Raw genomic sequence first — 21,369 nt, forward strand, 5'->3', positions numbered from 1 at the left:
CGCCTTTGTGCCGGGGGTCTTTTCATATCCAGATTCCAGACCGGAGGACGCGCATGAAGCTCATCCAGATCACCGACATCCACCTGACCACTCCCGGCGACACCATTGGCGGGCGTGATCCGAATGCCAATTTCGAACGCGCCCTGACCCATGCGCTGGACCATCACCCGGACGCCGAGGCGATCATCGTCACCGGGGACCTGTCCGATTGGGGCGAGGCCGAGGATTATGCCCGCCTGCGCACCCGCCTGAGCGACGTCGAGGTGCCCGTGCATCTGTGCATCGGCAACCACGATGACCGCGAGACCTTTCTCGCGACCTTCCCAGAGCTGCGCGACGATGCGGGCTTTGTTCAAAAGGTGGTGCCGCTGTCCGTGGGCAACGCGGTGTTGCTGGACACTTGGGAGTCCGGGACGCACGCGGGGTCATATTGCGACGCGCGTGCGGCTTGGCTGGACCGCACGTTGGCCGCGTTGGACGGCCCGGTCTGGCTGTTCCTGCATCACAATCCGGTGCCCATGGGCATGGCGGCGATGGATCAGATCATGCTTCTGGATGCCGACCGGCTGGGGGGCGTTCTGGAACGTCATCGCGAGAAGATCGCGCATATCTTTCACGGGCATTGCCACCTGCCGCTGTCGGGGCAGTTCCGCGGCATCCCCTTTAGCGCGCCGCGTGGCACCAATCACGCCGGTTGGCCAGATTTCGGTGACACGCAGGTGCTGGCAGGCTGTGACCTGCCCGAAGCCTATGCCGTCATTCAGGCCCACCGCCCCGGCGACTTGATGATCCACATGGTGGAATACGGCTACGCGGGCGAAATCCGCCGCGAAGGATCGCCCGACAAAGCAGAGTGGGACCGCCTGACAATGGTGCGCTAAGCCATCCAGGGCTGGCCTCAGCAGGCCAGTCCAAGCCCCTTCAGATAGGCAAAGCCCTGTGGGATCGTCGCTTTGTCCCGCAGTTCCAGAACCAGATGGGGCGCTCCTGCGGCCTCTGACAAGGCACGAAAGACCGCGGCCCATTCGATCTCGCCTTCGCCCGGGGCCCAGTGCCGATCCGCGTGACCATCCACGTCCTGCAGATGCACATGTTTCAACTGCGCGCCCGCGTCGCGGACAAAGTAATCCACCGGCGGCGCGCCCGACATACGCCGCGCCAGTTGTGCGTGGCCGGTGTCGAGCGACAGGGCAATGGCGCTTGATCCAAAGCTGTCCACCAGCGCGCGCCGGGTCGCGGGCTCGCAGTCCTCGATGTTCTCGATCACCAGCGTGATGCCCTTGGCCCGCGCCGAGGCCACCACCGGGCCAAGCACCTCATGCACCCGCGCCTGCTTCTTTTCCATGTAGTCCGGCCAGTTCCACAAGTTATTGCGCGACCACGCGGTGTAGGGCGAATGCAGGACCATCTGCCGCGCGCCGATGCGATCGGCGGCCTCCAGCGCCTTCAGGAACCGCGCGGTGATCAGCGGGCGCAGTTCCGGGTCCTTGTTGTCGATGTCGAGCCCTTCGAACGGTCCATGAATGCCAAGCCGCCCACTGTGCCCGTCCAGCGCCGCCTGAGCCGCCGCCACCCGGTCGTCCAACTCGGTGATCAGGGAGGCCAGCGTCATGAAATCCTGTATCTCGATGTCGCGGGCATCGTCGAACAGCCAGTCACGATGCGCGGCAATCTCCGACGCGTGCAGCGCTGCGCCGATTTTCAAAGGGGTCATGCGTAAGCCTCCTCTTTCAGGGTGATCCGTCCGGCGGGCTGACCGCGATAGGCGGCGCGCCCTGCCACCCAAGTGCCGGTGATGGCCGGGGCGTGACCGTCGGGCCAATCCACCAGCACCAGATCGGCGCGCTGGCCGATGGCGATTTCACCCCGATCCGTCAGTCCCATGGCCCGCGCCGCCCCGCCAGAGACCAGCCGCCACAGCGTCAATCGATCCGCGCGCCGCTCGTGATCCAGCCGGGCCACCGCCGCCAGCATCGCCGGGTAGAAGTAATCGGAGGCCAGCGCATCACACAGCCCGGCCTCCACCATGTCGCCCGCCGAAAGCGAGCCGATATGGCTGCCGCCGCGCGCCGCGTTGGGCGCGCCAAAGATGATGGCATCGCCCGCCAGCCGCGCGGCCTCGGCTGCGGCCAGCACCATGGGGAATTCGGCCACTGTTGCGCCATGGCCGCGGAACCAGCCGCGCGTCTCGGGCGTGGTGTCATCGTGGCTGAGCATCGCCGCACCGGCCTTGCGCCCCATCTCTGCCACGCGGGCGATCGTCGCGGGCACCTCGCCGCGCCGCTCCCAGACCCCGGCCAGCAGCGCGACGTAATCGTCCTTGGACAGTCCAGCGCGCTGCGCGTGTTTTGCCGTGCGCTTCTTCATACGCTCGTCGTCCAGCGCCGCGATGCTGAAATCCGGCGACAGCTCAAACCCGCGCTCCTGCACCGGCACGTCATAGGCGCGCATGGTCATGGAGGTATGGTCGTTGAAAGCAATCGATGGCTTGAGGGGCCCGGCGAGGGTCTCTGCCAGCAGCTCCAGCGCCTCGAAGGCAAAGGTTTCCCACCGCAGTTGCACGCGGTTTTCCACCAGCAGGCGCGGGGCCTGCGCGTTGAACATGCGGATCAGGTCGCGCCCGCGGTCTACCGACCGCAAGCCCGGCTCCCAGCTGAGCGTCACCGCGTGGTAAGCCGTGGAAATCCCGTTGGCGGCAAGCTGGCGGTCGGTGTCGATCACTGCGGCCTCCAGAGGAAAATACACCCCGGGACGGGGCATCACCTGCCGCTCGAAGGCATCGCCATGCACGTCGACCAGCGCCGGGGCCAGAATGCGCCCGCGCGCGTCGATGCGGGTGCCCTGCGCCGGGCCACCGATCTCGACGATCTTGCCGTCGCTCACTGTGACAGTGGTTTCGACGATAGTGTCGGGCAGGTAGACCTGCGCGCCCTCAAAAGTGATCATGCTGCGCCTCCCAGCGGGTTCCTGTCTGCACACCGGGCCTGCCGCGCGGCCCGGAAAGTGTCGGTCTTCATCGCTGCTCTCCGATGATCTTGCGGCGGGCGAGGCCGGACAATTGTTCGATCAGGATCACCACTACGGCGATCATCAGGATGACGGTCAGCGCCGTCGGATAATCAAAAAGGTCAAAACCCACCTTCAGCTCGATCCCGATCCCGCCCGCGCCCACAAGGCCAAGGATCGTGGAAGAGCGCACGGCCTTCTCCAAAGCGAACAGCCCGGTGGAGACAAAGGCGGGCAAGGCGGCGGGGATCGTGGCGCAGGCCACAACGTCGATGCGGCGCGCGCCGGTGGCGGTCAGCGCCTCGGCGGGGCCCTTGTCGGCGGCCTCCATGTCATCGGCGAAGAAGCGACCGCAGAATCCCACGGTGTCCACGAGGATCGCCAGCATCCCGGCAAAGGGGCCAAGCCCCACAGCCACCACGAAGACCAGCGCCCAGGCGATTTCCGGCACCGCACGCAGAAAGCTCAGCCCCATGCGGACGGCCTGATTGACCCACGGCCCGGCGATCAGCCCTCGCGTCGCCAGCACCGCCACGGGGACGGAGATGATGACCCCCAGCACCGCGCCCGCGATGGCGATTTGCAGGGTCTCGACCATCTTCCAACCCAGGCGCGTCAGCGCATCGGGCGACAGGTTCGGCGGGAAGGCACGGCCCAGAAAATCGGCAAAGCGAGGTGGGGAGGACATCACCTTGTCGACGGAGAACCCCGCCGCGGCAAGGCACCAGAAGATCAGCGCCAGCCCAAGCACATAGCCGACAAAGGCCAACGCGGGCGGGCGGTCGAACCGCGTCGGAAGCGTTGCATCAGTCATAAAGCCCCCTCAGGTCTTCGGCTGTCAGGCTGGCGGCGGTGGCGTCGAGCCGCATAGACCCACCCGCCAGACCCAGCACCCGGTCGCCGTAGCGCAGAGCGTGATCCACGTTGTGCGAGGTGAAGACGACAGTCACGTGACGTTCCCGCGCGAGGTCCATGAAGAGCTCCATCACGTCCTCTCCGGCCTGCGGATCCAGTGAGGCGCAGGGCTCATCGGCAAAAAGCACCTCCGGCTGGCTGACGATGGCGCGCGCGATGGCCACGCGCTGCGATTGACCGCCGGACAGCCGGTCGGCACGACGCTGCGCCAGATGCGCAAGGCCGACACGCTCCAACGCCTCAAGCGCCGCGCGGCGCGAGGCGTCGGGAGCCAGCGCCTGGCTCCAGTGCCGCATCCCTGCGCGCTGCCCCAACAGCCCGTGGATGACATTCGACAGCACCGACAGACACGGCACCAGATTGTGTTTCTGCGCGACAAAGCCTACGCGCGACCGCAGAACCCGCGCTGCCGCGCCGCCCTGCGCGATGTCCTCTCCCAGAAGCGTCACCGCACCTTCGGTGGCGGGGATCACCCCCATGATGCAACGCAGCAGCGTCGACTTGCCGACGCCATTCGCGCCGACCAGCGCCACCGCCTCGGACCGCGCCAGCCGAAAGCTCACGTCCGAGAAGATCCGCGTCTGGCCAAAGCATTTGCCCAGACCGCGCGCCGCGATGTCGACACGCGGAACCGGAGCGCCTAAAGGTGCCCCGGTGGTCTCCGGCCGCGCAGGACGCGCGACCGGACGGTCTAGGACGAGATCACTCACCGATGAAATCGTCGAACTGCGGGTAGCCCGCGTTGCGATACATGGCGCGCACATAGTCATAGGCGCTGTCGTCGATGGCGACGAGATCCATGCCGATGTACTTGTCGTTCTCGGCATGTGCGGTGATGCCCGCGATGATCGCCTGCTTGTTGTCGAGGATCGCAGTCTTTACCGCCTCGGCGGCCTCCGCGGGCACATGCGCGCCGACCATGATCATGTCGTTGGGCAGGTCGCCCGAGCGCGCGATCATCTTGAAGAACCCGTAGGGCAGATCCTCTTCCTTGGCGCGGATGCTCATGAAAGACCCCGCGTTCATGCCGATGGCATCCAAGTCACCGTTCTTCAGCGCTTCGACGGCGATGTTCTTGGCGGTGTGGGTCTTGTCCAGATCGTTGACCGGATCGACGCCATGATCGGCCAGCGCCTGCATCGGGCACAGCATGTTGGAGGTGGAGCCGATGTCGCCAAAAGCCACCTTCTTGCCCACCAGATCTGCTGGCACGTTCAGGCCGCTGTCGGCGCGCACGATGATGGCACAATGGTAATCCGGGCGGCCCAGACCCACCAGCGAGGTTGCCTGCGTCAGCTTGTTGATGACGACATATTCCGCCGGACCGGAGACGACGAAGTCGACGGTCTTGCCGCGCAGCGCCTCGGCGGCGGCGGTGCGGGAGTTCACCGGGAAGAATTCGAACGTGTCGCCGGTGGCCTCTTCGAGCGCGGTCTTGAACGGACCCCATTCGGTTTGCAGGCGCTCCATGCCTTCGACGTCGGTGACGGCGAGCTTCCAGGTCTCTGCCAGCGTGGCGGTTGCGGAAAGGGCAGCGAGGCTTGCGCCCAGCACGAGGGATTTGAATGTCATGTCAGCCTCCGGGCCGTTTGGGTGAAATTCATCCGGATGAATAAACGGCGGCGTAACGGCTGTGCGACGGAGGCGTGACGGATTTGCGAAAACGGCCGAGCGGCGGAATGTCATGAATTCTCAGTGCAACCGTCACCGATCCGTCATATGCGGCGGGTAGCCAAAATTCATTCGGATGATTGTGATATGACCAGAGAACGCTGGCGCGAGATCCGCGCCCTGATTGAACAGGACATCATGGACGGCGTGATGGAACCGGGAACGAAATTGCCGACAGAGCCGGAGCTGGTGAACCTTTACGGGGCGGGCCGCCATTCCGTGCGCCGCGCCGTGACAGAGCTGGCCAAGGCGGGCTATCTGAGCGTCGAACAGGGGCGCGGCACCTTTGTGCAGGCGCGGCCCATGATCGACTACGCCATCGGCAAGCGCACCCGCCTGCGGCGCAACCTCGATCCCAAGGGCATCGAGGTGACAGGCGAAACCCTAGGTTTTGACCGCATTCCCGCGCCGCGCCGCGTGGCGGAGCTGCTGCGGATCGCGCCTGACGCCGAGGTGATCGCCACCCGGCGCCGCTCGCTGGCGGATGGTCTGCCGGTGAACATCGGCACGATCTACCACGATGCGACACGTTTCCCGGATTTCGCGGAACGGCGCGCGGCGATGGGGTCGACGACCTCGGTCTATCGCTCTTACGGGATCGACGATTACCTGCGCGGCGGCACCCAGATCCACGCCCGCCCCGCGCAGGGCGACGAGCCGCAGCGCCTGCACCAGCACCCGGATATGCCGGTCATGGTGGTGCGCGCGGTGGACACGCTGCTCGACGGCACGCCCATCGCCACCTCCAAGGTGATCTGGTCGGCGGCGCGGGTGAAATTCACGGTTCCCACCGGAGAGGATTGATGGACGACCCACAGGCCCCCGCACAGACACTGCCCGACCACACGCACGAAGAGATGCTGGGCATCCTCGCACGTTCTGATGCTGCGCAGCTGAAGGCCTTTGCCGAGCCGCTGATCGAGACGCTTGGCGCGCTGGAGGTGCTGGAAAACCGCACCGGGCTGGTGATGCTGCCGATGCGCGACACGGCGCAGGGCACGCATTTCCACCTGGGCGAGGTGCTGGTGAGCGAAGCGCGGATCAGCGCTGGTGGGCAAGAGGGCTACGGGATGCGGCGGGGCCGCGATCTGGAAGCCGCCATGGCCATGGCGCTCGTCGATCTGTCCGTCGCCATGGGTCTGAACCACGCCGCCTGCAGCGCCTTCCTGACCGAAGAGGCCGCGCGCCAGGCCGAGGCCGACCGCGACACGCTGCGCCGGGTCGAGGCCACCCGTGTTGATATGGAGACCTTCTGATGCACGCTGCTCCTTCGCCTTCTGCCGCCGACAGTCGCTGCATCGCCTGTTTCGATGCGCTGATGTGGGCGCTGTCCCGTCCCGGCCTGCCGCGGGACTTGCCCGCGTCGGGGGTGGACGGTCTGATCGAGGCGCTTCTGGATCGCGAATGCGCCGCGTTTTCCGATAATCCTGCCGCGGCGGAGGCCATCGCCCGGACCGGGGCGGCCTGTGTCCCGTTGGAGGCCGCCGATCATGTCTTTGTCGATCGGTTCGACACGCAGACATTGCGGCGATTGCGTCAGGGGTCTGACCTGCACCCGGAGGACGGCGCGACCCTCGTGACGCAGGCGCGCATCGGCCATGGCCCCCGCCTGCGCCTGTCCGGGCCGGGGATCGACGGGCATCTGGAGATCGCGCTGGAGCTGCCACCCGAGATCTGGGCGATCCGCCGCGAGATCATGCGCTACCCGATGGGGTTCGAGATGTTCGTTCTGGATGGTGCGCAGGTCATCGGCCTGCCGCGCAGCACGCAGGTGGAGGTGATCTGATGCCGACGATGATCGGAGCAGGGGCGCGCGTCGGCTCGTCCTCAAGCAGCGAAGCGGTAGGACAAGCAACCCCGTCCTCAAGCAGCGAAGCGGTAGGACAAAAATAATGGCCTATGTTGCAACCCGTGGCGGGGCCCGCGCCATCGAACAGTCCCAGCGTCTGTACCGTGAAGAGCTGGGCGACATCACCCCCGAACGCGTGGCAGGGCTGCGCCGCGCTTTGCCCTACCTTGTGGACCGGGTGATGGGCGAGGCGTCGCTGTATGACGAGGACGTGGCCGCGCTGGCGCTCGCCCAAACCGGCGGCGAGCTGTATGAGGCGGTGTTGCTGCTGCGCGCCTGGCGCACGACGCAGCCGCGCTTGGCCGTGGCAGAGCCGGTGACGCAGGAGAGCCTGTTCACACATCGCCGCATCTCGGCGGCGTTCAAGGATATTCCCGGTGGGCAGGTGCTTGGCCCCACACTGGATTACGCCCACCGCATTCTGGCGACAGAGGTACTGCAGGGGGAGACGCATCGGCCCGATCCGGTCGCGCCTGCGGATCATCCCGCCCCGGCGCAGCAACCCTCGGTTGCCGCGTGGCAGGCGGCGAATGGCCTGCTGACGGCAGCCGCGCCGGACACCACGACCGGCAATGACATCCCCGACATCACGCGCGAACCGCTGCTGTTTCCGGCCAAACGCGCCCACACGCTGCAATCGCTGGCGCGGGCGGAGACAGGCGGCGTGCTTGCACTGGGCTATGCGGCGCAGCGCGGCTACGGGCAGGCGCATCCCACGGTGAACGAGCTGCGTCTGGCCGAGGCGGAGGTCGTCGTCACCCACCCGCGCGGCACGCGGTTCAGCGCCGGACGGGTGAAGGTGTCGCAGGCCGAGGTGGTGTCAAAACAGGGCACCGAACTGGGTCTGGGCTTTGCCGCGACGCTGGGCTGGAACGAGGTCAAGGTGATCGCCAGCGCCACGCTGGATCTGAATGCGCCGGGCGCGGCGAAGGGATCTGCGACGGAGGAGGAATTCTTTCTCTACCACACCGAGGGCGTCGAAAGTTCAGGTTTCTGCATCCACTTCAAGCTGCCGCATTACGTGACCTTCCAATCCGCGCTGGATGCCATGCGGGATGCAAAGGCCAAGGCGGAAGGGACCGCGCCTTTGAGGGACGAAGTGGTCCGACAATCCAAGAGAGAGCCAGCCGAATGAGCCTGAAGACCCTCACAAAGCCTTGGCAGCCCATGTCCTATGGTTTCCTCGACGGATCGGCCAAGCGCGAGATCCGGCGTAAGATGCTCAAGGCCATTGCCGTGCCCGGTTGCCAGATCCCCTATGCCTCACGCGAGGTGCCGATGGCGCGCGGCTGGGGCACTGGCGGTTTGCAGATCTCTTGTACGCTGGTTACGCCCGCGACCCGGATAAAGGTCATCGACCAAGGCGCGGATGACAGCGTGAACGCCGCCTCGATCCGGCGGTTCCTCGCCCGCGTGTCCGGTGCGCCGACCACCACCGACACGCTGGAGGCGGACCTGATCCAATCGCGCCACCGCATCCCCGAGGAACGGCTGCGCCCCGATCAGGTGCTGGTCCTGCAGGTTCCGAACCCGGAGCCGCTGCGCCCGGTCCAGCCCAATATGTCCATCGCCCGGCAGATGCACGCCGATGCGGATTACGGGCGGATGTGGCTCCAACTGTATGAACAGATCGTGCGCGCGGGGCGGGTGATGCAGGGGGCCTCTTATCCCAGTCTCGTCAACGGACGACATGTGATGACGCCATCGCCGATCCCCCGTTGGGACGTGCCGAAACTGCACATGGCGCAGCATCTGACGATCCTGTCGGCGGGGCGTGAGAAGCGTCTGCACGCCGTGCCGCCCTTCACCCGCGTTGAACCGCTGGTCTTCGACGATGTGCCCTACGCGGTCGAGGATCACGCGCGCCTGACCTGCCACCGCTCCGGAGCGACGGGGTTCTTCATGAACGAGATCCCGCAGGCGGATGGGGCGTCGATCCATGAAGTGTCGGACAGCGATCTTGGCGTGAAGGTCATCCACCGCCGCGATGGCGATCCGGTGACCATCGGAGAGACCTGGTACACCGAGGGAGAGATGTCATGAGCCTGACCATGGACGCGCCGCGGCTGGTGACCACCCGGCCCCTGCTGACCGCACGTGGCCTTTCGCTGCGCTATGGCGCGGTGCAGGCGCTGCGCGATGTCTCGGCCACGGTCTATCCCGGCGAAGTGCTGGGCATCGTGGGGGAAAGCGGATCGGGCAAATCGACCTTCCTGCGTTGCCTGAACCTCGGAGAGACGCCGGACGAAGGCTCCTACACGCTGGACCTGCCGGATGTGGAGGGCAACCTCTTTGACCTCGACCGCTTTGCGCGGCGGATGCTCTGTGCCACGAGGATCGGCATCGTTTACCAGAACCCGCATCTGGGCTTGCTGATGAAACATTCGTCTTCCGGCAATGTGGCCGAACGGCTGCTGGTCGCGGGCGAACGCTCCTTTGCCACGCTACGGGAAAAGGCGCGCGTGGCGCTGGATGCGTCAGAGTTTCCGCTGGAGCGTATGGACGCGCCGCCGATCGAGCTGTCCGGCGGGATGCAGCAGCGGGTGCAGCTGGCCAAGGCCATTGCGTTGGAACCGGCGCTGTTGCTGCTCGACGAGCCCACCACCGGGCTGGATGTCAGCGTGCAGGCGCTGGTGCTGGACACGTTGAAACGGCTGCAACAGGAGCGGCGCATCACCATGGTGATCGTCAGCCATGATCTTGGGGTGATCCGCACGCTGGCGGACCGGGTGATGGTCATGCGGCGCGGCGCGGTGGTGGAACAGGGCCTTGCGGACCAGGTGTTCCAGGACCCGCAACACGCCTACACGCAACAACTTGTACAGGCAAAGCTATGACCCGTGTGCTTGACGTGCGCGCCCTGTCCAAGGGGTTTGACATGCATCACCTCGGCGCCTCTATGCAGGCGTTCGACGGGATTTCCCTGACGCTGGAGGCCGGGGAATTCCTGCTGCTGAAGGGGCGCAACGGCGCGGGCAAGTCGACGCTGCTACGCACGCTCTATCGCAGCTACTTGGCGCAGTCGGGCGAGATCCTGTTTCATTCGTCCCACGGGGTGATCGACCTTGCCCGCGCGGCAGACGTGGACATCACCCTCCTGCGCCGGACCGAGATCGGCTTTGTCACGCAGTTCCTGCTGGCGCGGCCCCGCGTCAGTGCCGAGGCGCTGGTGGCCGAGCCCTTGCGGCTGGCGGGTTGGGCCACGGAGGCTGCGCTGGACGAAGCCCGGCACTGGCTCGATGCGTTCGGGGTGAAACGCGCGCTCTGGCCCGCCTATCCCGCGACCTTTTCGGGGGGCGAGCAGCAGAAGGTGAACCTCGCCCGCGCGCTGATCCTGCCGCAACGGCTGCTGCTTCTGGACGAGCCAACCGCATCGCTGGATGCCTCGGCCCGTGCGGCATTGATCGATCGGCTGGCGGCGCTGAAGGCGCAAGGCACGGCGATGATCGGCGTATTCCACCATCCCGGCGACGTGGCGCAGCTGATCGATCGCGAGATCGACCTGACCCCGGATGCCCCCCAAGAGGAGGACCGTGCAGATGTGGTTGTCTGATGCAACACTGGTGCTGCCCGACCGCGTGATGCGCGGCTCGATCCAGATTGAAGACGGGCAGATCGCCCGCATCACCGAAGGTCCGCAAAACGGAATCGATGCCAGCGGGCACACGGTGTTCGCAGGCTTCATCGACATGCACGGCGACATGATCGAACAGGAGCTTGAGCCGCGCGCCAATGTGGATTTCCCGATGCACGTGGCGCTGAATGCGCTGGACGCGCGGCTGGCGGCAAGCGGCGTGACCACGGCCTATGCCTCCGTGTCCTTCTCGCGCAACGCCAAGGCCGGAGAACGGCGGTCGTTCGAGCACACCTCGCAAATCATCCGTGACCTGCATGCAGCGCGTGGCGGCTGCCGGGTGGATCACCGCATCCACGCGCGGTTCGACATCACCTTTGACAACGCGGTGGAGGTGTTGGAACAGCTTCTGGACGATGGGCAGGTGGATCTGGTGTCGCTGATGGACCACACGCCGGGTCAGGGCCAGTACCGCAACCTGGAGATCCACATCCGCAACAAGGCCACGGCGCTCAATATCTCGGAAACCGAGGCGCGCCAGCAGGTGGCCAGCATGATCGCCGCGCGCAGCCGTCCACAAGAGGTGCTGCTGGGCAATATGCAGGCCGTGGCGCGGATGTGCGCCGCCCATGGCATCGCCATCGCCAGCCACGACGATGACACGGTCGACAAGGCGCATCTGATGGCGGACCTCGGCGCGGTGATCGCGGAATTCCCGGTCACGCTGGAGGCGGCAGAGGCGGCGGTGGATCGTGGCATGATGACCGCCATGGGCGCGCCGAATGCCATGCGCGGCCAAAGCTATTCCGGCAACCTGTTAGCGCGTGAGGCCCACGCCCGCGGGCTGCTGTCGATCCTTGCGGCGGATTATCACCCGGCGGCGATCCTGCCTGCGATCCGCATTCTGGCGCAGGCCGATCCCGACGGGCTGGCCGGGGCCGCGCGGCTGGCCACGGTGAACCCGGCGCGGGCGCTGGGGCTGACCGATCGCGGCGGGTTAGAGGTGGGCAAACGCGCCGATCTGATCGTGGTGGACCCGCAGGATCGCGTCGGGCTGACCATGGTCGCGGGGCAGACGGTCTATTCCAACGGCACATTGCAGCGCGCGGCGCGGCCCCTCGAAACGCTCGCCTGACCCCGCTGAGTGACATGTCAACAAACCGTCACTTTCGGGTTGTTTCGCTGTTACCCGACTCGCCTAAATCTCTGGTCATACATTCATTCGGATGAATTAACCCTCTCCGAAAATGGCCAGAGGAGCCTGCGAGATGACCGCGACACTCAGCCTGAAAGGCGTCAGCCGCCAGTTCGGCACCACCCGCGCGGTGGACAACGTCACCCTCGACATCCAGCCGGGACAGTTCGTCGGCGTGATCGGACGCTCCGGCGCGGGCAAGTCGACGATGCTGCGGCTGATCAACCGGCTGATCGACCCGACCGAGGGCAGTATCCATTTCGACGGTATGGACGTGACCGCGCTGAAGGGCCGCGCCCTGCGCCAGTGGCGGCGCGATTGCGCGATGATCTTTCAGCAGTTCAACCTTGTGGACCGACTCGATGTGCTGACCAACGTGCTGATCGGGCGGCTGGCGGAACACGGGCTGCTGTCGTCCATGGCGATGCGTTTCACCGACGCAGAACGCGCTATGGCGATCGAGGCGCTGGACCGGTTTGACCTCGTGCCGCAGGCGCTGCAACGCGCCGGCACCCTGTCCGGGGGCCAGCAACAGCGTGTCGCCATCGCCAAGGCGCTGGTGCAACGGCCCAAGATCATGCTGGCGGATGAGCCCATCGCCTCGCTCGACCCGGCGAACGCGACCCGCGTCATGGATGGCGTCAAACAGATCAACACCGAGGACGGGCTGACCGTGCTGGTCAACCTGCACACGCTCGACACCGCGCGCGCCTATTGCGACCGCATCATCGCCATGCGGCAGGGGCGCGTCATGTTCGACGGCACGCCCGCGCAGCTGACCGATGACGTGGTGCGCGACATCTACGGGCTCGACGGCTTTGCCGAGTTCAACGAGGCCGTCACATCGACCACCGCACGCGCCACCGGCCGCGTCACGGAACAAGCTTAACCCATCGCCAAACCACCCGACAGCACGCAACAGGGAGACACACCATGCGTTTCGTCACCACCACCGCGCTTCTGGCGCTGATCGCCGCCCCCGCTCTGGCCGAAGGCTGGAAGGATGACTACCAGGTCATCAAGTTCGGCATCCTCTCGGGCGAGAATGAAAAGGACCGCCTGATGCGCAATGAGCCGCTGCGCGTCTACCTCGAAGAGCAACTGGGCGTCACCGTTGAGATCTTCACTGCCGGCAACTACGATGGCGTGATCCAGGCCATGGCCGCCGACCAGATCGAAGTGGCGCGCTTTGGCTCGTCGTCCTATGCCGCAGCCTACACTGCGACCGATGGCGGCGTCATACCGACGCTCACCACCATCAAGAAGGACGGCAACACCGGCTACAAATCCATCGTCGTGACCCGCTGCGATAGCGGCATCACCTCGCTGGAGGACGCCAAGGGCAAGGTCCACGCCTTTGCCGACCCGGACAGCACCTCCGGCTATGCCGTGCCTTACTTCAACATGGTCACCGTCGAAGGCTTCAAGCCCGAAGAGCATTTCGGCACCGTGACCTTTGGCGGCTCGCACGAGGCCGACGTGACCGGCGTCGTCAACGGCACCTTTGACACCGCGTCGACCTACCAGAATTCCGAGGACAACTCGATCGTCACCCGCATGGAAGCCAAAGGCATGATCGACGAAGGCGTGGTCTGCAAGATCTGGACCTCGCCGGAGATCACCTCCGGGCCGTGGACCTTCCGCGACAACCTGCCCGCCGAGATGATCGAAGAGATCACCGCCACCATCGAAGCTTTCCCCGAGGCTGATCCAGAGGGCTTCAAGCTGTATTCCTCCTTTGATCCCGAGGATGCGAACCCCACCGTGGGCTTCACCCGCGTCGACGCCGAGCGCTACCAGTGGATCGTCGACATGCGCGCCTGGATCAAGGCGCAGCGCCGCTCCGGCTCCTGATCATGTGACTGGATAGGGGGCGGCAGAACCGCCCCCTTTTGCCCGGCCTGCAAGGGGTGAGAGATGACCGCCATCGACCAATTCGAAACCGATTACGCAGCGCAACGCCGCCGTGCCCGTCTGGGTTGGGCCGTGGGCACGGTGATCTTTGTGGCGCTGTTTGCCTTCACCTCGTGGATCGGGGATTTCTTCAAGGTGACGCAAGTCACCCTGCCGGACGGATCGCGCGACTGGCGCTGGATCATCCCGGCGGGTCTGCCGCGCCTTGGTGAATACATCGAAAAGACCCTGCCCGTGCTGCGCTGGGACAGCCTTGGCGCGGATTTTGGCAACTGGTTCTGGCGCTGGAAGATCTGGCTGGAACTGCTTCTGGAAACCGTGCTGATCGCCTTCATGGCGACGACGCTGGGTGTGATCGGCGGGTTCCTTCTGTCCTTTCCGGCGGCGCGCAACCTGTCGCCCAACCGCCTTGTTCTGTGGCTGACCCGCCGTTACCTGGAAATCGCGCGCACCGTGCCGGAACTGGTCTGGGCGTTGATCTTTGTCTTTTGCTTCGGTGTTGGCCCGATGGCGGGCGTCATGGCCATCGGACTGCACGCCTGCGGCGCGTTGGGCAAGCTGTACTCCGAGGTCAACGAGAACATCGACATGAAGCCGCTGGAAGGCGTCAAGGCCGCAGGCGGCACTTGGTTCGACCAGATCCGCTACGGTGCGGTGCCGCAGGTGCTGCCCAATATCGTCAGCTACACGCTGCTGCGGTTTGAAATCAACGTGCGCGCCTCGTCGATCATCGGCTACGTCGGCGCGGGCGGGCTGGGTCAGGAATTCCGCACTGCCATGTCGTTTCAGGAATACACCGACCTGTCGGCGCTGTTCCTGATCGTTTTCGCCACTGTGATGATCATCGACTACGGGTCCGAGAAGCTGCGCCACCGCATCATTGGTCTCGACGCTGACACCGCCCACCGCCGCGCTGCCAAAGCCGCTGTGTAAGGAGCATTCGCCATGCAGATCCCCGCTGACCGCATCGACGCCGCCCGTGCCCGCGTGCCGCTGGCCTTTCAGGCGCCGCTGCCGGTGCGCGTCCGCCGCGCCGCGCTTTGGGCGCTGTTCCTTGGCCTCATCGCCTGGTGCCTCTACGATTTCAACATGACCCCGGCGCGCGTGCTGGAGGGGCTGGGCCGTCTGGGCCGCGTCTTCTCCTTCATGTTCCCGCCGCATGTCTGGACCTCCTGGGCGGAATTTTCAGAAATCGCCCAAGGGCTGGGCGAGACGCTGGCCATCGCCTTTCTTGGCACACTGCTGGGGGCGATCTTTGCCTACCCGCTGTCCTTTCTGGGCGCCAAGACCATCAACCGTCTCGGTTGGCTGCGCCACGGCGCGCGACGCGGCTTCGACCTGATCCGCGCCTTCGAGACGCTGATCCTCGCGCTGATCTTCATCCGCGCCTTTGGCCTTGGCCCGCTGCCCGGCATCCTCGCCATCGCCGTGTCCGAAATCGGCACCTTTGCGAAACTCTTCTCCGAGGCGTTGGAGAACACCTCGAACAAACCCATCGAAGGGGTGAAGGCTTCGGGCGGGTCGCGCCTGCAACAGATCCGGTTTGGCATCGCGCCGCAGGTCAACCCGGTGATCCTGTCGATCCTGCTCTACAACTTCGAGTCCAACGTGCGCTCCGGGACGATCCTCGGCATCGTCGGCGCGGGGGGCATCGGCTTCCTTCTGTCCGACCGCATCGCCGCCTACAAATGGGACGAGGCGTGGTCGATCATCTTCCTGATCATCGCCATGGTCTACGTGATCGACTGGCTGTCCGGCCTGATCCGGTCGCGGCTGATCGGCGCGTCGGAGCTGGCGAAATGAGCTTTGACATCACCTGGCGCGCGCGGCTGCCTGATGGCACCACCGACGTCCTGATCCCGTCCGGTGTCGTCACCCCGGAGGCCTGCGTGGACAGCGTGACCGTCACCGGCGGTGCGACTTCCCACCTGCGCGAAGCCACCACTAGCCAGTTGGTCCACCACCTGCGCCCCTCTGGCCATGAGGTCGAGGTGCGCTGGCGCTTTGCCATCGCTCCCGGCCGTTACGATGACGCGCTCTTCACCGCGCACCCCTCGCGCCACACCCGCGCCGCGCAGGCGCTGCTGGACGAAGTCGCCGAGATCGCGCCGGACCTCGACCCACTGGGCCGCGCCGAGGCCATCGCCTGCGCCACCGCCGACCGGTTTACCTATGGCCACGCCGAACACCGCTTTACCGACGGGTTGGACGAGATCCCGGCGCTGGGATGCGGCATGGCCGTGGGCTCCTGCGTCGACATCAACACCTACTTCCTCGCGGCCCTGCGCGCGGCGGGGATACAGGCAGGCTATGTCACCGGCTTCTACTTTCCGCAGGAAAAGCGAGGGCGCTGCGACGATGGCCACTGCTGGATCGTGACCCGGATCGACGGACAGGATCTGGAATGGGACATTGCGCATCACCTGAAGATGGGGACGCGCATCATCCGCCCCGGCCTGAACCCGAAACCGGGCTTCCGCGCCGCCTGTTTCCACGGCATGGGGCTGCGCTTTCCGGAGGTTGGCGCAGAGGATGTGAAGGCGCTGATCGAACCACTCTGCCTGTCAAATGGCGCGTGGGTGCCGCTGGACGCCGACATCCGCCTGCACCGGACCGTCGAGGCGACGCCATGAAGCGCCTGTCGGAAACGCCGACCATCCACCCGGAGGCCGAGGTCACCGATTGCATCCTCGGCCAATGGACCGAAGTGGGACGCGGCACCCAGATGCGCGAAAGCACCATGGGCGACTGGTCTTACATTACGCGCGGTTGTCACGTGATCTGGACCGACATCGGCAAGATGTGCTCCATCGCCAATGCGACCCGTTTGAATCCGGGCAACCACCCCATGTGGCGCGCGGTGCAGCATCATTCCGTCTACCGGGCCGAGTCCTACGGGCTGGGCGAGGACGACCACGCCTTCTTTGAGTGGCGAAAGTCCAATCGGGTCATCATCGGCCATGACGTCTGGATTGGGCATGGCGTGACCGTGACGGCGGGTGTGACCATCGGCACAGGCGCGGTGGTCGGCGCCGGTGCCGTCGTCACCCGGGACGTGGCGCCTTACACGATTGTCGGCGGTGTGCCGGCCAGAGAAATCCGCCGCCGCTTTACCAACGCACAGGCGGACGCCCTTCAGGAGATCGCGGTCTGGGACTGGACCTATGCCCAGTATCAGCGGGCACTGCCTGACATCAGGTCACTCGAAATCGACGCGTTCATCGAGAAATATTCGCGCCCGCTGTAATCGCAGGCACGCAGAAGCTCTGCCATGCCGAACTGTAGGCTATCGATGCAGAAAGGGCTGACTCCGGACATTGGCACCACATGCATGAACGTCCGGATCGGGTCGGCGCGCCCGCCGACCCGTGCTTTCAAATCTCGACGCCCTCCGAGATCGCCAGGGCATTCTCCAGGTCGACACCAAGGTATCGGACGGTGCTGTCCATCTTGGTGTGGCCGAGAAGAAGCTGCACGGCCCGCAGGTTGCCTGTCTTCCGATAGATCTGCGCCACTTTGGTTCGTCGCATGGAGTGTGTGCCATACGATGAGGGTTCGAGCCCGATGGACGACACCCAGTCACGAACAAGCCGCGCATACTGCCGCGTCGAGATGTGAAGGCGTTCATGGAAACGTCCTGGCCAGAGGTGCTCGGATCCGATCATGAGAGGCTCTGCCATCCATCGGGCAATTGACCGGCGCGTGCCCTCTGTGATCTCGAACCGGACCGGTCGCCCCGTCTTGCTCTGGATGATCGAAGCGCGTTCCTTCACTTGGTTTGCAGCGAATACATCCGCGACCCGCAGCTTGACCAAGTCGCAGCCTCTCAGCTTGCTGTCGATCGCTAGGTTGAACAGCGCGAGATCCCGGTGCCGTTCCGCGATCTCGAGCCGGACCCTGATCGCCCAGACGTGCTTCGGCAGGAGCGGACGCTTCTGACCGATGATACGCCCCTTGTTCCAGGCAGGGCGGCAGGCACGGATGGCGGGTAGGTTTGCAGTAGGCATGGCAGTTCCTTCGATCCGCCACGCCCAGCCGCATCGCCAACGTCATGCTGGCGCTTAAGCATACCACAGATGTGCTGAGACTGGACCTGAACGGCGGCTTTGGGGAGCCGGCCTCACTCCCATCCAGCAGATGAAGGTCCAGAAGGCGCAGGAAACGGACGCGCTCTGTCAAACCAGAAGAGCACTTCGCAAGGCCGACCAGCCCCCTCCGGACATCAAATGACTGGAGCTTTCTGCTCCGCAGTTTCGCAGAACGCGGCATGTTGTTCGCCCGATCACCCAGTCGCGAGGTAGCAAAAAGAGGACAGCGGGTGCGCGCCTTTTCAGATGGACGGCGAAAGAAGCCCGCACACCGCTTTGACGAGCCAGCCGACATCCGCGTCGCCGAGGCGGGCGACGTTGATCCGGCCGCCCTCGACGACGTGGATACCATGGTCGCGGGTCAGGGCGGTTTCCTGCGCGGCGTTCAGGGGCAGCAGCGAGAACATGCCGGACTGCCCTGCGAGGTAGGCCAGCCGGTCGGTGCCAAAGAGGTCGCGTTCTGTGGCGACGATTTGCTGACGCATTCGAAGCACGCGCTGGCGCATCTGGTCGAGTTCACGCAGCCAGAGCGCCTTGAGGTCCGGGTCCTGCAGGATGGTGCGCACCACCGAGGGGCCGTGGTCCGGGGCGTGGGAGGCCCCGGAGCGCACGATGGCCGTGACGGCACGGGTGAGGCGCGCATGGTCCTGCGCGCACGTTTTCACGAACAGCGCCCCGGCGCGGTCGCGGTAGATGCCGAAGGATTTGGACAGGGTGATGCAGATGATGCATTCCGGGAACCGCGCGGCGATGCGGCGGGCCGTGGCGCAATCAGCCTCGAAGCCTCTAGCAAAGCCAAGGTAGGCGAGGTCGATCCACGGCACGATGCCGCGCGCCTCCAGCAGATCCAGCAGGGCGGTGATCTGGTCCTCGGACATATCCGCGCCGGTGGGGTTGTGGCAGACCCCCTGCAACAGGAAGACATCGCCGGGGCGGGCGGTCTGCAACCCGTCGAGCATCTGGTCAAAGGTCAGTTCCGCGCGCAGCCGGTCATAGTAGGGCAGCGCCTGATAGCGCGCCCCGGCGGCGGTCAGGATGGGGATGTAGTTGCCGTAGGTGGGCGATTGCAGCCAGACGGTGGGCGGCTTGGGCACCTGTGCCAGCAGGTCCGCCATCACCCGCAGCGCCACCGCGCCACCGGAGGTTTGTGCCGCGACCCAGCCCGCGTTGAACGCCTCACCCAGCACCGCCTGACCCAGCGTGTCGCAATAGGCTGAGTCTCCGGTCAGGGCGAGGTAGGACTTGCTGTCTTGCGTGTCGACCAGCCGCTGTTCGGCGCGCTTCACCGCCTCCATCACCGGGGTGCGGCCCTGCGCGTCCTGGTAGATCCCGACGGTCAGGTTCAGCTTGTCACGGCGCGGGTCCTGCGCAAACAGATCGGCGCCAATCATGATCGGGTCGATGGGGTAGTCTTCGACTTGTTCAAACATCCTGCATCATTCCCCCTTCAAGATCCCGGTTGTGACCAGCGTCTCGAAATACTCGACCTTCAAGTCAAAGGATTTCAGGAGCTTCTGGGTGCTCGGCTTGACCACGGCATCGTCGAAGGCCCCCTGTTCAAAATGCCCCGCCGCGGCAAGGTCTGACCACAGGCTGGTCACGACCAATTCGCAATCGGTCCCGTTTACCTTGACCGCAAGAGACGCGCCGAGATGCCCGGGCAATGCCGCCATCTCCTTGAAGGTCGTGCGGCCCAAATGGTCCGCATAGTGCTGAAGCACCTCTTGAGAGCCCGCAACGGCACGCCACCACCGAATGATCATGTCCTATTCCTTGCCCAGCTCGACAGCCCGGTCGCGGCAGGCGGTCATGGCTTTTGCGACCACTTCTGCAAACCCGTTCTGTTGCATAGAGGTGATCGCCGCATGGGTCGTGCCCCCGGGCGAGGTCACGCGGCAGCGCAGTTCCTCTGGCGTGGCGTCGCCCGCCGCCGCCATTGTGGCCGCGCCAAGCGCGGTTTGCACCGCCAGCGTCGTAGCGTCCTCGGGGGGCAGGCCCAAGGCGACGCCGCTGCGGGTCATCTCTTCGATCAGCAGATAGACATAGGCCGGACCACTGCCCGAGACGGCAGTGACCGCATCCAGCAGGTCTTCGCGCGCAAGATCGATGCAGAGACCGAAGGACTCGACGATGTCGCGCGCGCGGGCGCGTTGCGCGCCGTCCACTTGGGCGTTCGCAAAGATCCCCGTCGCGCCCAGCCCCAGCAGCGCCGGGGTGTTGGGCATGGTGCGGACGATGGCGCGGGGGCCAAAGAGCGCCTCCAGCCGGGCCACGGGCACCCCCGCCGCGATGCTGATCAGCAGCTTGCCGTCCAGTGTGCCCGCGAGCTGTTCTGCCACTTGCGCGATGACCTGCGGCTTGACCGCGAGGACGACGGTGTCCGCCACGGCACAGCCCTCGCGCGGGTTGTCCGTGACCCGGACGCCGTAGCCGGTCTGCAAACGCGCGCGTTGCTCCGCGCCCGGATCGACGACGGTGATCTGGTCCGGGGCCATGCCCTTGGCGATCAGCCCGCCGAGGATCGCGGTGGCCATGTTGCCGCCGCCGATGAATGCGATGCCTGCCATGTCAGAACCGCGTGATCACGGTGGCGCCGACGGACTGGAATTTATCCATCTCCATCAGGGCCTTGGGGGCCTCCGCGAGGCTGATCTGCTGGCCCACCAACCGCGACGGATCAAGCCGTCCGCTTGCCACCATATCCAGCATGGCGCCGTAGCGATGCGCCTGCATCCCGTGCGATCCCAGCAGTTCGATCTCCTGCCCGACGATCTTCGGCATCGGGATCGCGGGCGCGGCGTGGTCGCCCAGCATCAGGCCGACCTGCACGTGCTTGCCGCGCGGCCGCAGGCAGAGGATCGAGTTGGTCATGGTCACGGGATGCCCCAGCGCGTCAAGCGAGACATGAGCGCCACCCTTGGTGGTTTCCCGGATGGCGGCGGGGACGTCGGCCTCGCGCCCGTCGATCACCGCCACCGCGCCGAGCTCCTGCGCCATGGAGAGCTTCGCCGGGTCGAGATCGACGCCGATCACGTTTGCGCCCGCAGCCGCCGCGATCATCACCGCCGAGAGGCCGACGCCGCCGCAGCCATGCACCGCAACCCATTGACCGGCGCTGACTTTCCCTTGGTCGATGACCGCCCGGAACGAGGTGGCG

At 65.6% G+C, this 21,369-nt stretch carries 25 protein-coding genes; 15 read left to right on the forward strand and 10 right to left on the reverse strand.

The annotated features are described in order from the left end of the window. Nucleotides 1–53: 53 nt before the first annotated feature. A complete protein-coding gene (locus ACN5AZ_RS17555; RefSeq protein ID WP_419430203.1) occupies nt 54–881 on the forward strand; it encodes a phosphodiesterase in 828 nt (275 codons plus the stop codon). Nucleotides 882–898: 17 nt separating this feature from the next. Here ACN5AZ_RS17555 and ACN5AZ_RS17560 read toward each other — a convergent pair whose 3' ends face one another. From ACN5AZ_RS17560 to ACN5AZ_RS17580, 5 genes are all read right to left on the reverse strand, one after another. Then, entirely contained in the window at nt 899–1,714 is an 816-nt protein-coding gene (locus ACN5AZ_RS17560; RefSeq protein ID WP_419430204.1) for a sugar phosphate isomerase/epimerase family protein, read from the reverse strand. Beyond that, on the reverse strand, nt 1,711–2,946 hold the full coding sequence (locus tag ACN5AZ_RS17565; protein ID WP_419430205.1) for an alpha-D-ribose 1-methylphosphonate 5-triphosphate diphosphatase: 1,236 nt from the start codon (nt 2,944–2,946) through the stop codon (nt 1,711–1,713). Before ACN5AZ_RS17565 ends, ACN5AZ_RS17560 begins: the two co-directional genes overlap by 4 nt. Before the next feature lie 67 nt (nt 2,947–3,013). Next, complete coding sequence (gene phnE / locus ACN5AZ_RS17570; protein ID WP_419430206.1) at nt 3,014–3,820, reverse strand: phosphonate ABC transporter, permease protein PhnE; 807 nt, start codon at nt 3,818–3,820, stop codon at nt 3,014–3,016. Continuing rightward, nucleotides 3,813–4,631 (reverse strand): phosphonate ABC transporter ATP-binding protein, encoded by an 819-nt coding sequence (locus tag ACN5AZ_RS17575; RefSeq protein ID WP_419430207.1) that lies wholly within the window; start codon nt 4,629–4,631, stop codon nt 3,813–3,815. The genes phnE (ACN5AZ_RS17570) and ACN5AZ_RS17575 overlap by 8 nt, the downstream gene beginning before the upstream one ends. Beyond that, nucleotides 4,624–5,493, reverse strand: a complete 870-nt coding sequence (locus tag ACN5AZ_RS17580) for a phosphate/phosphite/phosphonate ABC transporter substrate-binding protein (protein WP_419430208.1) — start codon at nt 5,491–5,493, stop codon at nt 4,624–4,626. Before ACN5AZ_RS17580 ends, ACN5AZ_RS17575 begins: the two co-directional genes overlap by 8 nt. 186 nt (nt 5,494–5,679) lie before the next feature. On the opposite strand from ACN5AZ_RS17580, the gene phnF reads away from it, so the two are divergent. The 14 genes from phnF to ACN5AZ_RS17650 all read left to right on the forward strand — a co-directional run bounded on the left by phnF (nt 5,680) and on the right by ACN5AZ_RS17650 (nt 17,371). Then, nucleotides 5,680–6,396, forward strand: a complete 717-nt coding sequence (gene phnF, locus ACN5AZ_RS17585) for a phosphonate metabolism transcriptional regulator PhnF (RefSeq protein WP_419430209.1) — start codon at nt 5,680–5,682, stop codon at nt 6,394–6,396. Further along, entirely contained in the window at nt 6,396–6,848 is a 453-nt protein-coding gene (locus ACN5AZ_RS17590; protein ID WP_419430210.1) for a phosphonate C-P lyase system protein PhnG, read from the forward strand. The genes phnF and ACN5AZ_RS17590 overlap by 1 nt, the downstream gene beginning before the upstream one ends. Continuing rightward, nucleotides 6,848–7,378: a phosphonate C-P lyase system protein PhnH gene (gene phnH / locus ACN5AZ_RS17595; protein ID WP_419430211.1), complete on the forward strand. Its 531-nt coding sequence runs from the start codon at nt 6,848–6,850 to the stop codon at nt 7,376–7,378. The genes ACN5AZ_RS17590 and phnH overlap by 1 nt, the downstream gene beginning before the upstream one ends. Nucleotides 7,379–7,484: 106 nt before the next feature. Next, the gene (locus ACN5AZ_RS17600; protein ID WP_419430212.1) at nt 7,485–8,576 is read left to right on the forward strand and encodes a carbon-phosphorus lyase complex subunit PhnI; all 1,092 of its coding nucleotides are present in this window, start codon (nt 7,485–7,487) and stop codon (nt 8,574–8,576) included. Next, entirely contained in the window at nt 8,573–9,484 is a 912-nt protein-coding gene (locus ACN5AZ_RS17605; RefSeq protein WP_419430213.1) for an alpha-D-ribose 1-methylphosphonate 5-phosphate C-P-lyase PhnJ, read from the forward strand. The genes ACN5AZ_RS17600 and ACN5AZ_RS17605 overlap by 4 nt, the downstream gene beginning before the upstream one ends. Next, a complete protein-coding gene (locus ACN5AZ_RS17610) occupies nt 9,481–10,278 on the forward strand; it encodes an ATP-binding cassette domain-containing protein (RefSeq protein ID WP_419430214.1) in 798 nt (265 codons plus the stop codon). Before ACN5AZ_RS17605 ends, ACN5AZ_RS17610 begins: the two co-directional genes overlap by 4 nt. Then, nucleotides 10,275–10,994, forward strand: coding sequence for a phosphonate C-P lyase system protein PhnL (locus ACN5AZ_RS17615; protein WP_419430215.1), 720 nt, complete (start codon nt 10,275–10,277; stop codon nt 10,992–10,994). Before ACN5AZ_RS17610 ends, ACN5AZ_RS17615 begins: the two co-directional genes overlap by 4 nt. Beyond that, nucleotides 10,981–12,150, forward strand: a complete 1,170-nt coding sequence (locus ACN5AZ_RS17620; protein WP_419430216.1) for an alpha-D-ribose 1-methylphosphonate 5-triphosphate diphosphatase — start codon at nt 10,981–10,983, stop codon at nt 12,148–12,150. Before ACN5AZ_RS17615 ends, ACN5AZ_RS17620 begins: the two co-directional genes overlap by 14 nt. Before the next feature lie 133 nt (nt 12,151–12,283). Next, entirely contained in the window at nt 12,284–13,099 is an 816-nt protein-coding gene (gene phnC / locus ACN5AZ_RS17625) for a phosphonate ABC transporter ATP-binding protein (RefSeq protein ID WP_419430217.1), read from the forward strand. A 44-nt stretch (nt 13,100–13,143) separates the two neighbouring features. Then, the gene (gene phnD, locus ACN5AZ_RS17630) at nt 13,144–14,064 is read left to right on the forward strand and encodes a phosphate/phosphite/phosphonate ABC transporter substrate-binding protein (protein ID WP_419430218.1); all 921 of its coding nucleotides are present in this window, start codon (nt 13,144–13,146) and stop codon (nt 14,062–14,064) included. A gap of 63 nt (nt 14,065–14,127) precedes the next feature. Beyond that, nucleotides 14,128–15,057, forward strand: coding sequence for a phosphonate ABC transporter, permease protein PhnE (phnE, locus tag ACN5AZ_RS17635; protein ID WP_419430219.1), 930 nt, complete (start codon nt 14,128–14,130; stop codon nt 15,055–15,057). 12 nt (nt 15,058–15,069) lie between these two features. Next, nucleotides 15,070–15,927 (forward strand): phosphonate ABC transporter, permease protein PhnE, encoded by an 858-nt coding sequence (gene phnE / locus ACN5AZ_RS17640; protein ID WP_419430220.1) that lies wholly within the window; start codon nt 15,070–15,072, stop codon nt 15,925–15,927. Continuing rightward, the gene (locus ACN5AZ_RS17645) at nt 15,924–16,757 is read left to right on the forward strand and encodes a transglutaminase-like domain-containing protein (RefSeq protein WP_419430221.1); all 834 of its coding nucleotides are present in this window, start codon (nt 15,924–15,926) and stop codon (nt 16,755–16,757) included. The genes phnE (ACN5AZ_RS17640) and ACN5AZ_RS17645 overlap by 4 nt, the downstream gene beginning before the upstream one ends. Beyond that, nucleotides 16,754–17,371 carry a DapH/DapD/GlmU-related protein gene (locus tag ACN5AZ_RS17650; protein ID WP_419430222.1) on the forward strand — a complete coding sequence of 206 codons (618 nt, stop codon included), beginning with the start codon at nt 16,754–16,756 and terminating at the stop codon, nt 17,369–17,371. The genes ACN5AZ_RS17645 and ACN5AZ_RS17650 overlap by 4 nt, the downstream gene beginning before the upstream one ends. A 127-nt stretch (nt 17,372–17,498) precedes the next feature. Here ACN5AZ_RS17650 and ACN5AZ_RS17655 read toward each other — a convergent pair whose 3' ends face one another. The 5 genes from ACN5AZ_RS17655 to ACN5AZ_RS17675 all read right to left on the reverse strand — a co-directional run. Continuing rightward, entirely contained in the window at nt 17,499–18,131 is a 633-nt protein-coding gene (locus ACN5AZ_RS17655) for a tyrosine-type recombinase/integrase (protein ID WP_419430223.1), read from the reverse strand. Nucleotides 18,132–18,454: 323 nt separating this feature from the next. Then, the gene (locus tag ACN5AZ_RS17660; protein ID WP_419430224.1) at nt 18,455–19,642 is read right to left on the reverse strand and encodes an aromatic amino acid transaminase; all 1,188 of its coding nucleotides are present in this window, start codon (nt 19,640–19,642) and stop codon (nt 18,455–18,457) included. A 6-nt stretch (nt 19,643–19,648) separates the two neighbouring features. Further along, nucleotides 19,649–19,975 (reverse strand): hypothetical protein, encoded by a 327-nt coding sequence (locus ACN5AZ_RS17665; RefSeq protein ID WP_419430225.1) that lies wholly within the window; start codon nt 19,973–19,975, stop codon nt 19,649–19,651. A 3-nt stretch (nt 19,976–19,978) separates the two neighbouring features. After that, entirely contained in the window at nt 19,979–20,779 is an 801-nt protein-coding gene (proC, locus tag ACN5AZ_RS17670; RefSeq protein WP_419430226.1) for a pyrroline-5-carboxylate reductase, read from the reverse strand. Nucleotide 20,780: 1 nt separating this feature from the next. After that, nucleotides 20,781–21,369: zinc-binding dehydrogenase (locus tag ACN5AZ_RS17675; RefSeq protein ID WP_419430227.1), on the reverse strand; the 589-nt coding region annotated here is incomplete at its 5' end.

Origin of the sequence: Sagittula sp. SSi028 (assembly GCF_048553715.1) — a bacterium.
In the GTDB taxonomy this organism is placed as follows: Bacteria; Pseudomonadota; Alphaproteobacteria; order Rhodobacterales; family Rhodobacteraceae; genus Sagittula.

Excerpts from the sequence above, each read along its gene's own strand:
- ACN5AZ_RS17555 (WP_419430203.1), top strand. The coding sequence starts at position 54 with ATGAAGCTCATCCAGATCACCGACATCCACCTGACCACTCCCGGCGAC.
- ACN5AZ_RS17560 (WP_419430204.1), bottom strand. The coding sequence starts at position 1,714 with ATGACCCCTTTGAAAATCGGCGCAGCGCTGCACGCGTCGGAGATTGCC.
- ACN5AZ_RS17565 (WP_419430205.1), bottom strand. The coding sequence starts at position 2,946 with ATGATCACTTTTGAGGGCGCGCAGGTCTACCTGCCCGACACTATCGTC.
- phnE (WP_419430206.1), bottom strand. The coding sequence starts at position 3,820 with ATGACTGATGCAACGCTTCCGACGCGGTTCGACCGCCCGCCCGCGTTG.
- ACN5AZ_RS17580 (WP_419430208.1), bottom strand. The coding sequence starts at position 5,493 with ATGACATTCAAATCCCTCGTGCTGGGCGCAAGCCTCGCTGCCCTTTCC.
- phnF (WP_419430209.1), top strand. The coding sequence starts at position 5,680 with ATGACCAGAGAACGCTGGCGCGAGATCCGCGCCCTGATTGAACAGGAC.
- ACN5AZ_RS17590 (WP_419430210.1), top strand. The coding sequence starts at position 6,396 with ATGGACGACCCACAGGCCCCCGCACAGACACTGCCCGACCACACGCAC.
- phnH (WP_419430211.1), top strand. The coding sequence starts at position 6,848 with ATGCACGCTGCTCCTTCGCCTTCTGCCGCCGACAGTCGCTGCATCGCC.
- ACN5AZ_RS17600 (WP_419430212.1), top strand. The coding sequence starts at position 7,485 with ATGGCCTATGTTGCAACCCGTGGCGGGGCCCGCGCCATCGAACAGTCC.
- ACN5AZ_RS17605 (WP_419430213.1), top strand. The coding sequence starts at position 8,573 with ATGAGCCTGAAGACCCTCACAAAGCCTTGGCAGCCCATGTCCTATGGT.
- ACN5AZ_RS17610 (WP_419430214.1), top strand. The coding sequence starts at position 9,481 with ATGAGCCTGACCATGGACGCGCCGCGGCTGGTGACCACCCGGCCCCTG.
- ACN5AZ_RS17615 (WP_419430215.1), top strand. The coding sequence starts at position 10,275 with ATGACCCGTGTGCTTGACGTGCGCGCCCTGTCCAAGGGGTTTGACATG.
- ACN5AZ_RS17620 (WP_419430216.1), top strand. The coding sequence starts at position 10,981 with ATGTGGTTGTCTGATGCAACACTGGTGCTGCCCGACCGCGTGATGCGC.
- phnC (WP_419430217.1), top strand. The coding sequence starts at position 12,284 with ATGACCGCGACACTCAGCCTGAAAGGCGTCAGCCGCCAGTTCGGCACC.
- phnD (WP_419430218.1), top strand. The coding sequence starts at position 13,144 with ATGCGTTTCGTCACCACCACCGCGCTTCTGGCGCTGATCGCCGCCCCC.
- phnE (WP_419430219.1), top strand. The coding sequence starts at position 14,128 with ATGACCGCCATCGACCAATTCGAAACCGATTACGCAGCGCAACGCCGC.
- phnE (WP_419430220.1), top strand. The coding sequence starts at position 15,070 with ATGCAGATCCCCGCTGACCGCATCGACGCCGCCCGTGCCCGCGTGCCG.
- ACN5AZ_RS17645 (WP_419430221.1), top strand. The coding sequence starts at position 15,924 with ATGAGCTTTGACATCACCTGGCGCGCGCGGCTGCCTGATGGCACCACC.
- ACN5AZ_RS17650 (WP_419430222.1), top strand. The coding sequence starts at position 16,754 with ATGAAGCGCCTGTCGGAAACGCCGACCATCCACCCGGAGGCCGAGGTC.
- ACN5AZ_RS17655 (WP_419430223.1), bottom strand. The coding sequence starts at position 18,131 with ATGCCTACTGCAAACCTACCCGCCATCCGTGCCTGCCGCCCTGCCTGG.
- ACN5AZ_RS17660 (WP_419430224.1), bottom strand. The coding sequence starts at position 19,642 with ATGTTTGAACAAGTCGAAGACTACCCCATCGACCCGATCATGATTGGC.
- ACN5AZ_RS17665 (WP_419430225.1), bottom strand. The coding sequence starts at position 19,975 with ATGATCATTCGGTGGTGGCGTGCCGTTGCGGGCTCTCAAGAGGTGCTT.
- proC (WP_419430226.1), bottom strand. The coding sequence starts at position 20,779 with ATGGCAGGCATCGCATTCATCGGCGGCGGCAACATGGCCACCGCGATC.